This window comes from Burkholderia sp. IDO3 (genome assembly GCF_003366075.1).
Lineage (GTDB): Bacteria > Pseudomonadota > Gammaproteobacteria > Burkholderiales > Burkholderiaceae > Burkholderia > Burkholderia anthina.
Window position 1 is genome coordinate 1,946,648 of record NZ_CP028962.1, and the last position, 14,223, is coordinate 1,960,870.

Annotated in this window: 13 protein-coding genes; 11 read left to right on the forward strand and 2 right to left on the reverse strand. The window is 66.9% G+C overall.

Annotation, left to right across the window (positions count from 1 at the left end):
- The first annotated feature begins 48 nt into the window (after positions 1–48).
- The 6 genes from DCN14_RS08930 to DCN14_RS08955 all read left to right on the forward strand — a co-directional run bounded on the left by DCN14_RS08930 (position 49) and on the right by DCN14_RS08955 (position 7,155).
- Positions 49–951: a LysR family transcriptional regulator gene (locus DCN14_RS08930; protein WP_096499841.1), complete on the forward strand. Its 903-nt coding sequence runs from the start codon at positions 49–51 to the stop codon at positions 949–951.
- A 387-nt stretch (positions 952–1,338) separates the two neighbouring features.
- On the forward strand, positions 1,339–2,898 hold the full coding sequence (locus tag DCN14_RS08935) for a DHA2 family efflux MFS transporter permease subunit (protein WP_096499843.1): 1,560 nt from the start codon (positions 1,339–1,341) through the stop codon (positions 2,896–2,898).
- Positions 2,899–3,194: 296 nt separating this feature from the next.
- Positions 3,195–3,527, forward strand: a complete 333-nt coding sequence (locus tag DCN14_RS08940) for a sugar ABC transporter ATPase (protein WP_096499845.1) — start codon at positions 3,195–3,197, stop codon at positions 3,525–3,527.
- A 136-nt stretch (positions 3,528–3,663) separates the two neighbouring features.
- Positions 3,664–5,253 carry an ABC transporter substrate-binding protein gene (locus tag DCN14_RS08945; RefSeq protein WP_096499847.1) on the forward strand — a complete coding sequence of 530 codons (1,590 nt, stop codon included), beginning with the start codon at positions 3,664–3,666 and terminating at the stop codon, positions 5,251–5,253.
- 79 nt (positions 5,254–5,332) lie between these two features.
- Positions 5,333–5,875, forward strand: a complete 543-nt coding sequence (locus DCN14_RS08950) for a class I SAM-dependent methyltransferase (protein ID WP_096499849.1) — start codon at positions 5,333–5,335, stop codon at positions 5,873–5,875.
- A 26-nt stretch (positions 5,876–5,901) separates the two neighbouring features.
- Positions 5,902–7,155 carry a hypothetical protein gene (locus DCN14_RS08955; RefSeq protein WP_096499851.1) on the forward strand — a complete coding sequence of 418 codons (1,254 nt, stop codon included), beginning with the start codon at positions 5,902–5,904 and terminating at the stop codon, positions 7,153–7,155.
- Between the two features lie 35 nt (positions 7,156–7,190).
- Here the strand turns inward: DCN14_RS08955 and DCN14_RS08960 are convergent, their stop codons facing one another.
- On the reverse strand, positions 7,191–8,525 hold the full coding sequence (locus DCN14_RS08960; RefSeq protein WP_096499853.1) for a type II toxin-antitoxin system HipA family toxin: 1,335 nt from the start codon (positions 8,523–8,525) through the stop codon (positions 7,191–7,193).
- Positions 8,526–8,528: 3 nt separating this feature from the next.
- Positions 8,529–8,777 carry a helix-turn-helix transcriptional regulator gene (locus DCN14_RS08965; RefSeq protein ID WP_096499855.1) on the reverse strand — a complete coding sequence of 83 codons (249 nt, stop codon included), beginning with the start codon at positions 8,775–8,777 and terminating at the stop codon, positions 8,529–8,531.
- Between the two features lie 255 nt (positions 8,778–9,032).
- Between DCN14_RS08965 and DCN14_RS08970 the strand changes: the two genes are divergently transcribed.
- The 5 genes from DCN14_RS08970 to nikC all read left to right on the forward strand — a co-directional run bounded on the left by DCN14_RS08970 (position 9,033) and on the right by nikC (position 14,223).
- Positions 9,033–9,914: a MurR/RpiR family transcriptional regulator gene (locus DCN14_RS08970; RefSeq protein WP_096499857.1), complete on the forward strand. Its 882-nt coding sequence runs from the start codon at positions 9,033–9,035 to the stop codon at positions 9,912–9,914.
- 17 nt (positions 9,915–9,931) lie between these two features.
- A complete protein-coding gene (gene ddpX, locus DCN14_RS08975) occupies positions 9,932–10,495 on the forward strand; it encodes a D-alanyl-D-alanine dipeptidase (RefSeq protein ID WP_096499859.1) in 564 nt (187 codons plus the stop codon).
- Positions 10,496–10,559: 64 nt separating this feature from the next.
- On the forward strand, positions 10,560–12,161 hold the full coding sequence (locus tag DCN14_RS08980; protein WP_096499861.1) for an ABC transporter substrate-binding protein: 1,602 nt from the start codon (positions 10,560–10,562) through the stop codon (positions 12,159–12,161).
- A 10-nt stretch (positions 12,162–12,171) separates the two neighbouring features.
- Complete coding sequence (locus tag DCN14_RS08985) at positions 12,172–13,242, forward strand: ABC transporter permease (RefSeq protein ID WP_096499863.1); 1,071 nt, start codon at positions 12,172–12,174, stop codon at positions 13,240–13,242.
- Between the two features lie 66 nt (positions 13,243–13,308).
- Positions 13,309–14,223 carry a nickel transporter permease gene (gene nikC / locus DCN14_RS08990; protein ID WP_162826184.1) on the forward strand — a complete coding sequence of 305 codons (915 nt, stop codon included), beginning with the start codon at positions 13,309–13,311 and terminating at the stop codon, positions 14,221–14,223.

Sequence of the window (14,223 nt, forward strand, 5' to 3'; positions counted from 1 at the left end):
GGCCGGCGACGGTAAGATGCGCGCAAGCCGAACACGGAAACAACCTGTATGGACTTCGAGAGCATCCGGATATTCTTGCGCGTGGTGGAACGCGGCAGCTTTACCGCCGCGTCGGTGCAACTCGACCTGGCGCTCAGCCGCGTCAGCCGCAAGGTCAAGCAGCTGGAGGACGATCTCGGCGTGCAACTGCTGTACCGGACCACGCGCCGCGTGTCCGTCACCGAGGCCGGACGCGACTATTACGAGCGCTGCCTGCGCGCCGAGGAGATCCTGCTCGACGCGGACCGCCAGGCGCGCGCGCTGCGCACCGATCCCGAGGGGACGCTGCGCGTGCTGGTGCCCTACTCGATCGGCCTGTTCGAGCTGGAGCCGGCGCTCGCCGAGTTTCACCGGCGCTATTCGCGCGTCCAGCTCGTACTGATCTACGACAACAGCCCGCTCGACCTCGTCGAGCACGGTTTCGACGTCGCGCTGCGCGCGGGCACGCTGACCGATTCCGGCTACGTCGCGCGCTCGCTCGGCTGGTCGCACGCGAAGCTCGCCGCGAGCCCGGCCTATCTCGACCGTGCCGGGCGGCCGCAAACGCCGCAGGAGCTCGCGCAGCACGACATCCTGTACGTCGGCCGCGACGCGCCGGGCCTGACGCTGCGGCTCACCAACGCGGCCGGCGACGTCGCCGACGTACCGGTGCGGCCCGTGCTGATCTCGAACGAGTCGGTCACCGTGCTGCGCCAGGCCGCGAGCGGCGGCGGCATCGCGCTGATCTCCACGCACTACACCGCGCACCGGCTCGAAAAGAACGAACTCGAGATCGTACTGCCCGACTGGCACCGCACCGACGACGTCGAGCTGCATGCGCTCTATCCGCGCCGCGCGACGCTCGACAGCAAGGTGCGCGCGTTCGTCGAGTTCCTGACGGAAGTCTTCACCGGCTGGCGAAGCGCGCCGTAACCGCCATCGCACGGCCAGCATTCGGCCCGTGCCGGCCGGATTGTTGCGGGCGACGAAAGGAATTAATGAGCGGGCAGGCGTTGATCGCCGTTCGCCGCATCGTTAGCCTGTGCCGATGAAAAACGACACCACACGCTACGGCAGCCACGTGCCCGCTGCCCGCCGACGCGTCACGCGCGTCGCGCCTTCCTGACCGGCGCTGGCCCGCCTGCCGGAGCCCGTCACGGCTTCGCACCGCCGACTCGACTCTTGAACTGAACCGCACGCTGCCGCACGACGACGCCGCCTGAGCGCGCCGCCCGCGGGCAGCGTGCGTCCGTCCGCTTCGCGGTTCGTGCGCGCCGGGCAGCGCACCGCGCGGACCACCTTCCATCACGCAGGAACGCCATGTCCTCTCCGTCCAATCCCGGCCCGCTGACGGGCGGCCGGCTCGCGATCGGCACGATCGCGGTATCGCTCGCGATGTTCATGAACGTGCTCGACTCGTCGATCGCGAACGTCGCCATTCCGACGATTTCGGGCGACCTCGGCGTGTCGGTCGACGAAGGCACGTGGGTGATCACGATTTTCGCGGCCGCGAACGCGGTGTCGATTCCGTTGACGGGCTGGCTCACGCAGCGCTTCGGCCAGGTGCGCCTGTTCGTCACGTCGATCCTGCTGTTCGTGTTCGCGTCGTGGCTGTGCGGGATCGCGCCGAACCTGCCGACGCTGCTCGCCGCGCGGATCCTGCAGGGCGCGGTCGCCGGGCCGCTCGCGCCGCTGTCGCAGGCGCTGCTGCTCGGCGCATGGCCGCGACAGAAATCGGCGACGGCCCTCGCGCTGTGGTCGATGACGGCGCTCGTCGGCCCGATCGCGGGACCGTCGCTCGGCGGCTGGATCACGTACGACTACAACTGGTCGTGGATCTTCTACATCAACATTCCGGTCGGCTTCTTCGCGGCGGCGGTCACGTGGCTCGTGTTCCGCGATCGCGAATCGGCCACGCGCCGCATGCCGATCGACTCGGTCGGCCTCGTGCTGCTCGTGCTGTGGGTCGCGTCGCTGCAGATCATGCTCGACAAGGGCAAGGATCTCGACTGGTTCAATTCGCCCGTCGTCGTCGCGCTCGGCATCGTCGCGCTGGTCGGCTTCGCGTTCTTCCTCGTGTGGGAGCTCACCGCGGCCAATCCGATCGTCGACCTGCGGCTCTTCACGCAGCGCAATTTCGCGGGCGGCACGATCGCGATTTCGGTTGCATACGGGATGTTCTTCGGCACGCTCGTGCTGCTGCCGCAGTGGATGCAGGGCTATCTCGGCTATCGCGCGATCGACTCGGGGCTCGCCACCGCGCCGCTCGGGATCTTCGCGATCGTGCTGACGCCGGTGATGGGACGCATCCTGCCGCGCACCGATCCGCGCTACCTCGCGACGCTCGCGTTCATCGGCTTCGCCGTCGTCTTCATGATGCGCACGATGTTCTATTCGGATGTGTCGCACTGGGACCTCGTACTGCCGACGCTGCTGCAGGGCATTCCGATGGCGATGTTCTTCGTGCCGCTCACCGCGATCATCCTGTCGGGGCTGCCGCCGGACAAGATCCCGGCCGCCGCCGGCCTGTCGAACTTCGGCCGCACGTTCTGCGGCGCGGTCGGCACGTCGCTGATCAGCAACGCGTGGAACGACCGGACGATCCTGCATCACGTCCGGCTCACCGAACAGGCGAGCCCCGGCAACCCGATCTTCGCGCAGCAGATCGACGCGGCCCGCTCGCTGCTGCACCTGAGCCCCGATGCGGCGCTCGCGTTCTTCAACGCGTCGGTCGATTCGCAGGCGGCGGTGATGGGGTTGAACGACATCTTCTACGTGTCGGCGATCATCTTCGTCGCGATCATTCCGCTGATCTGGATCACGAAGCCGTCGCGCGCGGGCGGTGGCGATACGGATGCGGCGGCAGCGGGCGCGCATTGAGCGCGCGCCGATCCCGCAGGAAAATCCGGTCAGCCACCGGCCCGGCCCGTCACGCCGCCGGGCGTCGATTCGCCACCGCCCGAAGCGCCCGCTGCCGCCGCGCGACAGCGGGCGCTTGTTGTATCGAATCGTTTCAGCCAGGCGCTCGCGTCAAGTGCCGCGGGTATACTCCGACGTCAGCCGCCGCCCGCATCGGCCGTCAAAAACGGCACGATTCCGGCGGTTTCGTCGCGAAGCTCAGCGTTTCGCGTACCCCGCGCCCCCGCCTCGACACGAGACACACGACGATTCCGATCATGAAACGATTCCTGCTGCTCCTGCCCGCCGCCCTGCTCGCCGCCTGCGGCTCCGCGCCCTCGTCCAACTCGGCCGCATCCGGTTCGGCGCCGATGATCTACGTGTCGTCGGCCCGTCCAGCCTACGCGATCGCCAACTGCCTCGACAGCCGCCTGTCGGGCACCGAGCAGTCGCAGCACAACGGCGTCACCGACATTACCGTCGGCTCGCGCTCGTATTTCGTCACGCTGACGCCGTCGGCCAACGGCTCGGTCGTCAAGGTCGTGCGCGGCTCCGGCAGCGAGCCGGCCGAGGAAGCGATGCGCTTCGCGATCGCGCGCTGCGTGATCTGAGCGCCGCCGGCGCCGGGCGCCCGCCCGGCCTGCCCGCGCCCCTTTGCGCGCCGTCGTGCGCGCGTTGTCGAATATTTTCATCCGGGCGGCCGTCGATGAGAGAATCGCACCACGATTCCTTTTCGATGGAGCCCGCATGAAGCATCTGCTGTCCCGGCTGTTCGTCAGCGCCGCGCTCGTCGCGCTTGCCCCGGCGCTGCCGGCGCAGGCCGCGACGCCGTCCGGCATTTTCGTCGTCGCCACCCAGCTCGGTGAATTCACGACCCTCGATCCGAGCGAAATCTACGAGCTCGTGCCGTCCGAGTACGTCGCGAACACCTACGAACGCCTCGTGCGGGTCGACCTGAAGGATCCGACGCGCTTCAACGGACAGATCGCGCAATCGTGGACAGTCGGCGCCGACGGCGTCACCTACACGTTCAAGCTGCGCCCCGGCGTCACGTTCCACTCCGGCAACCCGGTGACCGCCGACGACGTCGCATGGTCGCTGCAGCGCACCATCCTGCTCGACAAGGGCCCGGCCGGCGTGCTCGCCGATCTCGGTCTCACGAAGGCGAACGTGATGCAGAAGGTCCGCGCGGTCGATCCGCAGACCTTCGTGCTCGAAACCGACCGCAAATACGCGCCGAGCTTCGTGCTGAACGTGCTGAGCGCGTGCCCGGCGTCGGTCCTCGACAAGAAGCTGCTGATGTCGCACCAGCAGGGCAACGATTTCGGCAGCGGCTGGCTGAAGACCAACGATGCGGGCTCGGGCCCGTACCAGCTCGTCAAGTGGATGCCGAACGAGAGCATCGTGCTCCAGCGTTTCGACAAGTACCGCACGCCGTACCCGATGAAGCGCGTCGTGCTGCGCCACGTGCCCGAAGCGTCCGCGCAGCGGCTGCTGCTGGAGAACGGCGATGTGGACGCCGCGCGCAACCTGAGCCCGGACAGCCTCGCCGCGCTGACGAAGGCCGGCAAGATCAAGGTCGCGTCGTGGCCGGTCTCCGCGCTGCTGTACCTGAGCCTGAACACGAAGAACCCGAACCTCGCGAAGCCCGACGTGCAGCAGGCGATGAAGTGGCTCGTCGACTACGACGGCATCCAGCGCAACATCGTCGGCACGACCTACAAGGTGCACGAAACCTTCCTGCCCGAAGGCTTCCTCGGCACGCTGAATTCGAACCCGTACAAGCTCAACGTCGCGAAGGCGAAGGCGCTGCTCGCGAAGGCCGGCTTGCCGAACGGTTTCGACGTGACGATGGACATGCCGAACGACTATCCGTACATCGAGATCGCGCAGGCGCTGCAGGCCAACTTCGCGCAGGGCGGCATCCGCGTGAAGCTGATCCCGGGCGATGCGAAGCAGGCGATCGGCAAGTACCGCGCGCGCCAGCACGACATCTTCATCGGCGAATGGTCGCCCGACTACATGGACCCGAACAGCAATGCGCGCGGCTTCGCATGGAATCCGGACAATTCCGACCAGTCGACCACCAAGATGCTCGCGTGGCGCAACAGCTGGGACATCCCGCAACTGACGAAGGACACCGAGGCCGCGCTCGTCGAGCCGTCGCCCGCGAAGCGCGCGCAGCGCTATGAAGCGCTGCAGAAATCCGTGCTCGCGAACTCGCCGTTCGTCATCATGTTCGAGAAGGTCGTGCAGGTCGCGACGCGCCCCGGCGCGACGGGGCCGGAGATCGGGCCGATCAACGACCTCGTGTCGTACCGGACGCTGGCCAAGTAACATCCGCTGCCCGCGCTGCCGGCCAACCCGGCGCGCGGGCGCGTCACATTTCCAAACCGCTTCGCTCGGGGACCACACAATGCGCTCGCTACAGGAACTGCGGCTGGAGTTTCTCCAGTACAAGATCGAACCGATCGGCTGGCTCGGCGACAGCCCGTCGCGCTTCGACTTCTATACCGACACGGCCGCCGGATGCGACAGCATCCTCGAGCTGGGCGTCTTCACCGGGCTGACCACGACCGCCTTCATGCTCGCGCAGCCGAAGCGGCTCGTGTCGGTCGACATCACCGACCAGTATTTCCACATCCAGGACGAGCTGAAGCACGCGGCGAAGCACCTGTCGATCGACTTCGAATTCAGGATCGCCGACGATCTCGCGATGGAGCCGCTGGCATCCGACCTGCTGTTCATCGACACCACGCATACGTACGAGCAGACGCTCGCCGAGCTGAACCGGTTCGGCCCGCTCGCGCGCAAGAAGATCGTGCTGCACGACATGACCACGTCCGGCGTGTACCAGGCCGTATTCCAGTGGCTGTGGGACAACAAGCAGTTTCACATCACGTATCACGACAGCCGCGGTTGCGGCGCGGTCGTCTGCGAACGCCACGTCGGCTACTGAGCCGGCGCGCACGACGGGGAGGCACCATGCATTCGAACGGACACGCGGTCTGCGTGGCGATCAACGACAACAACCGCGCATGGTACGAAATGCTCGTGCCGTTCCTGCTGTCGCTGCGGCAAACCGGCTACGACGGGACGGTGGCGGTCATCGGCTACGGGCTGTCGGAACACAAGCGGCGCATCCTCGAAAGCCAGTCGGTCGACGTGATCGAAGCATCGAGCGCGCATGCGCTGCCGGTCGGCCGCTTCATCGAGGCCGCCGACTATTGCGCGCGCAATCCGCGGATCACCCGACTCGCGCTGTACGACGCGGACATCTGGTTCTGCGCGCCGTCGTTCGACCTGTTCTCGCAGATCGGAGACGATCGCCTGTACGCGTGCCCCGATCCGCTCTTCTGCACGTTCGTCGTCACGCCGCTGATCGGCGAGCGGCGCGACCATCACTGGCGTCTCGTCGTCGACGAAGTCACGGCGCGCCACGACGGTGCGCTGCAGGCCGGGCTCGTGGCCGGCACGGCCGCGGCATGGACGCGCTACGCGGCGCACCTGCGCGACTGCGTCGCGCGCATCGGCACCGACTTCCAGGAATGCTTCGGGATCGATACGACGTTCCTGCACCTGTGGGGCGCACGCGGCGAAACCGCGCTGCTCGACCCGGTGCAGAACTTCGTCAGCAAGAACGGCATTCACGAATCGTTCGACGCGCACGACGGCATCATGACGCTGCGGTATCAGGGCGAACCGATCCGTGCGCTGCACATGACCGGCGACATTCGCTTCTTCGACCGCTGGCGCTACTACGCGAACCATGTCGACTCGGCGTTGCGCGACGGCGTGCCGTTCGCGCTGTCGGACGGCGCGACGGCGCCGTCCGATACGATCGTTGCCCGCATCGCGGCAACCGAGTACGTGCGCGCGGCCGGGCTGACCGTCACCGCCGCCGCGCTCGAGGCAAGCGCGGGCGCCTACCTGCAGGCGATCGACGAGCCGGGCGGCACGATGCTGGTCGGCAGCGGCAATCACGAGATCGTGTTCACGGCGACGCGCGACATCGAGCGTCTGAACGTGTACATCACGCATCCGTCCGGCTCGCCGTCGCCGCTGCGGTGCGAAGTGCTGATCGACGGGCACGCGCAACGCAAAGGCACCGAACTGATGGCGCATTTCTGGTATCGGATCGTGGCCGGCACCGTCATCACGCTGCGCTCGACGAGCCTCGGCGGCCAGCAGTGCAATGCGATCTGGCGGCTGCGCGAAGCGCCGGACATGCAGCAGTGAAAGACGGGCGTGGTGTCGGGCGCGCGCGCCGGACATCACGTGCGCGGCATGTCGTCGAGACGCTGCGCGGCGAAGCGCAATCCGCCCAGAATGCGCTCGGCGATCCGCGCCGGAAACCCGGCGGGCAACGTCGCGCCGACCGACTCGATCACCTGCGGCGTCGCCTCGACCAGCCGGTCGACGATCGGCGTCGCGATATCGCCGAGCAGGCATTGTTCAGCCATCGCGGTAAAGTGCCGACGCGTGATGTCGCGCATCGCATAGTGCTTGCGCCTGCCGTGCACGGCCATCGCGAGCTTCGCCTTGTGCCACGACCACTGATTCGCACCGTCGCCTTCGACCGGCCAGATCGACATCACGTCGTAGAGCGGCGTGAGGCGGAAACGTCCGCCCGGCAGCAGGCGCAGGCTGAAGTTCTTCGCATGCCCGTCCGGCGCGGCGAGCATCCAGAACACGACGAGCGCGCTGAACAATGTATCGAGATCCGGCTGCGCAGCCTCGGATCGACGCAGGATGGCGGCCAGATCCGGCACGCCCGGGCCGCCCTGCGATTCGTATTTCAAATGCGGCGGCACGCCGAGCGCCTGACAGAAGTCCTCTTGCGGCAAGCGCAACAACCAGCCGCCGTCACGATGCGGCACGCGATCGAAACGCTCGACCGACAGCACCTTGTGTTCGCCGAAATGCACGATTTCGGCACGAGCCGTCGGCAAACCGTACGCGCGCAGGATCGCCAGACACAGCCATTCATTCTCGACGGATGCCGTAAGATCTGCGCGCTTGTTGCCAACCAGCCCGAGCGGTAGCTTGAGAATATGCGTCGTCGGCGTCGCGCCATGCGGGCGCATCCATCGTCCCGCGTGAAACAGCAGCGCGGTCTTTTCCTGCGCGCCGGCCAGCGACAGGCGGAAATCGTCGTCGTCCTCGGCACCTGCCGCCACCCCGCTCGCCTGATCGAGCGCGCGCGCCACCTCGTCGTCGGACAACGGCGTACCGTCGATCCGGTCATGGCCGGCCGGTGTTTCATCCTCGCCGAGCAACTGCACCGCGCCGACGCAATCCCGTCCGAGCGCGGCGAGCAGATCGAACGGCTCGATCGTCGCCGTGCCGAACCGGGACGCAAGCCGGCGACGGATGGCATCGCTGTCGGGCAGCAGATTGTCGAAGTAGTGATTCACGCGCGCGCCGCGCAACGGCGCGTCGCCGACCCCGAACGGTAGCGACAGCGACAGCGGACGCCCGACATCGGACTGCTTCCAGCCGGTGTCGTACAACAGTTCCATGTCGCCGCGCGCGGGAATCCGCCATGTTCCAACCCGCCGGCCGTTGGCCCAGATCGACAGTGCGCGGGTGTGCGATTTACGTCCCACCGCTCACCACTCGACGTCGGCAGCGTCGCGCCCGTCCTTCGTTCGGATGCTGAGTTCGAGGCCGTACAGCGCGGTCAATTCGAGCAGTTGACGAAGCGACAGGCTTTCGGTGCGCATGCTCTCGAGCGACGACAGGCGCGACTGGCCGACGCCGATGCGCGTCGCCGCCTCGGCTTGCGTCAGCCCCTTGGCCTGACGCGCGGACGACAGGATTTCACCCAGTTGCCCGGGGGTATTGACGATAAGATTCACGGTGTGGGCCCAGTAGGCAATCAATGCAGTATATCTCTGACAGACATAAACGCAAATTATTCCTGTCAGAGATAAACGCAAAATATGCCTGACAGACATAATTATCGCTGCCGCACTTCACGATCCTGTCGTTGAACACGTCCGCCAACCTATCACCCTCCGTTAAACCATAGTTTTTATCTGCTGGCGCAGATGATTTTGGCTTTGTTAGATGGATGACACCGATTCATCCGATGACAACGATCTAACAGCCCGATGACCTGCGCGTTCGCCCATACCGTCGAATCCCGCTTTGCCGAGCTGACGCCGACCGCGAAGCGCATCGCGAGCTACATGCTCGCGAACCTCGACCGGCTCGGGCTCGAAACGGCCGACCAGATCGCGCAACAGACCGGCACCAGCGGCATCTCGGTCGGACGCTTCCTGCGCAGCGTCGGCTACCGGAACCTCGACGACCTGAAACGCGAACTGCGCGGCGGCAGCGACCGTCCGTGGATGATCACCGATCGTCTCGACGAATATCGGCGCACGACCGGCACGCTCGCGAGCGCCGCCGACAACATCCACGGCGACGGCACGCTCGCGTCGTCGCTCGAGCGCGAACTCGAGGCGATCCGTCACGTGTACCGGCTCGCCGAAGAACCGGTGTTCGCGCAGGTCGCGGACCGGATCGCGCAGGCCGACGCGGTGTTCATCCTCGGCATCCAGTCGACCCGCGGTATCAGCAATGCGTTCAGCAGTTATCTCGAATATCTGCGCCCGCGCGTGTTCTATTCCGACGGGCAGTCGGGCTCGTACGTCGATTCGCTGAATTCCGAGTTCGAGCGTCCGTACTGCATCGTCACCGATACGCGCGCGTATTCGCGCAGCGCGCGCCGCTATTGCCAGGCGGCTGCGGAGCGCGGCCAGCCGTTCGCGCTGGTCACCGACCTCTACTGCCCGTGGGCGCGCGAATGGCCGGCCGACCTGTTGCAGGTGAAAACCGACGTCGGCCAGTTCTGGGATTCGCTCGCGCCGCTCACCTGCCTGTTCAACCTGCTGATCACCGCCGTGGTCGACCGCCTCGGCCCCGCGATCGACCGCCGTGTCGCGCGCAACCGCGAACTGCAGCACACGTTCGACCAATTCGAATCCTGAGCGAACCCGGACCGCCGATGACCCATCCCCGCCTCGTCGAAATCACGCCCGCGACGCATCGCGTCGACATCGACCTCGTCTACGCGACCGACCGCAACCTGACCGGCAAGCCGATCTACCGCCACGCGCATTGCCTGCTGCTCGAACCGGCCGAAGCCGCGCTGCGCCGCGCGGTCGGCGTCGCCGCGCAGGCCGGCTTCACGCTGCGCATCTACGACGCATACCGGCCGCCGCAGGCGCAGCAGATGCTGTGGGATTTCCTGCCCGATCCGAACTTCGTCGCCGATCTCGGCCGCGGCTCGAATCACAGCCGCGGCACCGCGCTCGACCTGACGCTGGTGGGCGCCGACGGCGAACCGCTCGACATGGGCACCGGTTTCGACGAGATGGTGGCCGCATCGGGCCATTTCCACGCGGGGCTGCCCGACGCCGTGCAACGCAACCGCCTGCTGCTGCTCGGCGTGATGCACGCGGCCGGCTTCGCGCATATCGACAGCGAGTGGTGGCACTACGAGCTGCCCGGCTCGCGCGCGCTGCCGCAGATCGACAACGCGGCGAGCGGCCCGTGGCGCCTGATGTAACGACGATGCACGCCCCCTTCACCGTTCACGTACAACGACTTCAACGACCACTGGAGAAGCGCACATGAAACCCCTGACCTCCCGGCTCGTCGCGGCGCTGGCCGCCGCGTCCGTTCTCGCCGCCGCCCCGCTTTCCGCCGCGCACGCGGAAACGCCGAAGGACATGTTCGTGATGGCCACGCTGCTCGACGAGTTCACGACGCTCGATCCGGGCGAGATCTACGAACTGGTGCCGGAGGAATACGTCGCGAACACGTACGACCGGCTCGTGCGCGTCGACCTGCGCGATCCGTCGAAATTCAACGGCGACGTCGCGCAGTCGTGGACGGTGAGCCCCGACGGGCTGACGTACACGTTCAAGCTGCGCCCGGGCCTGAAGTTTCACTCGGGCAATCCGCTGACGGCCGACGACGTCGCATGGTCGATCCAGCGCGCGGTGCTGCTCGACAAGGGGCCGGCTGCCGTGCTGACCGGCATCGGCCTCACGAAGGCGAACGTCGCCGCGAACGTGAAGAAGCTCGACGACCTGACGGTGTCAGTCACGACCGACCACAAATACGCGCCGACCTTCGTGCTGAACGTGCTCGGCTCGTGGCCCGCGTCGGTGGTCGACAGGAAGCTGCTGCTGTCGCACCAGCAGGGCAACGACTTCGGCAACGCATGGCTGAAGACCAACGAGGCCGGCTCCGGCGCGTACAAGCTCGTCAAGTGGACCGCCGGCGACAGCATCGTGCTGCAACGCTTCGACGGCTACCGGCTGCCGCTCGCGATGAAGCGCATCGTGCTGCGTCATGTGCCAGAAGCGGCCAGCCAGCGCCTGCTGCTGGAAAACGGCGACGTCGACGCCGCGCGCGACCTGAGCCCCGACGATCTCGCCTCGGTCGTGAAATCCGGCAAGGCGAAGGTCACGGCCTCGCCGCAGGCGACGCTGCTGTACCTCGGGCTGAACACGAAGAACCCGACGCTCGCGAAGCCCGACGTGCAGGAAGCGCTGAAGTGGCTGGTCGACTATTCGGGCATCCAGGCCAACGTCGTGAAGACGACCTACAAGGTGCACCAGACTTTCCTGCCCGAAGGCTTCCTCGGCACGCTGAATGCGAATCCGTACAAGCTCGACGTCGCGAAGGCGAAGGCGCTGCTCGCGAAGGCCGGCGTGCCCAACGGCTTCTCGGTGACGATGGACGTGCGCAACGACTATCCGTACACGGAGATCGCGCAGGCCGTGCAGGCGAACTTCGCGCAAGCCGGCGTCAAGGTGCAGCTGATTCCGGGCGACAACAAGCAGACGCTCGCGAAATACCGCGCGCGCCAGCACGACATCTATATCGGCGAATGGTCGGCCGACTACATCGACCCGCACAGCAACGCGCAGGGTTTTGCCTGGAACCCCGACAACTCCGACAAGTCGAGCTATAAAATGCTGGCCTGGCGCAACAGCTGGGACATCCCGCAACTGACGAAGGAAACCGACACCGCGCTCGCCGAACCGACGGCCGCGAAGCGCGTGCAGCTGTATCAGGCGATGCAGAAGGAAATGCTCGCGCGCTCGCCGTTCGTGATCATGTTCGAGAAAGTCGCGCAGGTCGCGACGCGGCCCGGCGTGAGCGGGCTCGAAGTCGGACCGATCAACGATCTCGTGTCGTACCGCAACCTGAAGAAGCAATAAGATTCACCGCATGTCGACTCCCGCCTCCTCCCTCGAAGCGCTGCGCACGCTGCCCGCGCGGCGCCCGGCCGTACGCTGGGCGCTGCGCGTGCTGCGCTGGGCGCTCACGCTCGCCGTCACGTTCGCGGGCCTGCTCGCGCTGACGTTCGTGATCGGCCGCAAGGTGCCGATCGATCCCGTGCTCGCGATCCTCGGCGATCGTGCGTCGGCCGAGGCGTACGCGGCCGAACGCATCGCGCTCGGCCTCGACAAGCCGCTCGTCACGCAATTCCTGATCTACGCGCGCGACGTGCTGCACGGCAATCTCGGCATGTCGCTGCTGACGTCGAACCCGGTGCTCGACGACATCAGGCGCGTGTTCCCGGCCACGCTCGAACTCGCGTCGATCGCGACCCTGATCGGCATCGCGATCGGCGTGCCGCTCGGCGTCGTGGCCGCGGTCAAGCACAACCGGCCGATCGACCACGTCGCGCGCTTCGTCGGACTGATCGGCAATTCCGTGCCGGTGTTCTGGCTCGGGCTGATGGGGCTGCTGCTGTTCTATGCGCGGCTGCACTGGGTCGCCGGCCCCGGCCGGCTTGACCCCGCGTACGACGGGATGGTCGACACGCACACCGGCAGCCTGCTGATCGACTCGGCGCTCGCCGGCGAGTGGGACGTGTTCCGCAACGCGGTGTCGCACATCGCGCTACCGGCCGCGATCCTCGGCTACTACTCGGTGGCCTACCTGAGCCGGATGACCCGCTCGTTCATGCTCGATCAGCTGAGCCAGGAATACATCGTCACCGCGCGCGCGAAGGGCATGTCCGAGCGCCGCGTGATCTGGCGGCACGCGTTCGGCAACATCGCGGTGCCGCTGCTGACCGTGATCGCCCTCACCTACAGCAACCTGCTCGAAGGGTCGGTGCTGACCGAGATCGTGTTCGCCTGGCCGGGGATCGGCTCGTACCTGACGGGCGCGCTGCTGAACGCCGACATGAACGCGGTGCTCGGCGCGACGCTCGTGATCGGCGCGATGTTCATCACCGTCAACCTGCTGACCGACGCGCTGTACCGCGTGTTCGATCCGCGCGCACGCTGAGGGGCCCTTCGACATGACCGTTTCCATCGTTCTTCTTTCATCGTCCATGCCGAAGGTCGCCCAATCGTGAATGCCGAGCGTCTCACGCTGCGTGCGTGGCTTCTCTCCGATGCACCCGCATCGCGCTCGCAGGCCGCGTTCGGCCTCGCGTATCGCCGCTGGCGCCGTTTCGCCGTCAATCCGCTCAACCTGTTCGGGCTCGCGATCCTGGTCGCGCTGATCGTCGTCGCGATCGTCGGCCCGCTGATCATGCCGCACGATCCGCTGCACCAGGTGCTGCCCGACCGCCTGCTGCCGCCCGGCTCGCCGTCGCACTGGCTCGGTACCGACCAGCTCGGCCGCGACATCCTCTCCCGGATGATCGCCGGCTCGCGGCTCACGCTCGGCATCGCGCTGCTCGTCGTCGTGATCGTCGTGCCGATCGGCCTGCTGATCGGCACCACGGCCGGCTATTGCGGCGGCTTCGTCGACAGCGTGCTGATGCGCTTCACCGACATCGCGCTCGCGTTCCCGAAGATCGTGCTCGCGCTCGCGTTCGCCGCCGCGCTCGGGCCGGGCGTGATCAACGCGGTCGTCGCGATCTCGATCACCGCGTGGCCCGCGTATGCGCGGCTCGCACGCGCGGAGACGATCCGCATCGCGCAGGCCGACTACATTCACGCGGCGCGGCTGCAAGGCGCGTCGGGCCCGCGCATCCTGCTGCGCTACATCATGCCGCTCTGCATGTCGTCGGTGATCGTGCGCGCGACGCTCGACATGGCCGGCATCATCCTGACCGTCGCGGGCCTGGGTTTCCTCGGCCTCGGCGCGCAGCCGCCGAGCCCCGAATGGGGCTTCATGGTCGCGTCGGGCCGCAACGTGCTGCTCGACGCGTGGTGGGTCGCGACGCTGCCCGGCGTGGCGATCCTGCTCGTCAGCCTCGCGTTCAACCTGCTCGGCGACGGGCTGCGCGACGTCTTCGATCCCCGCCATGGAGCGTGA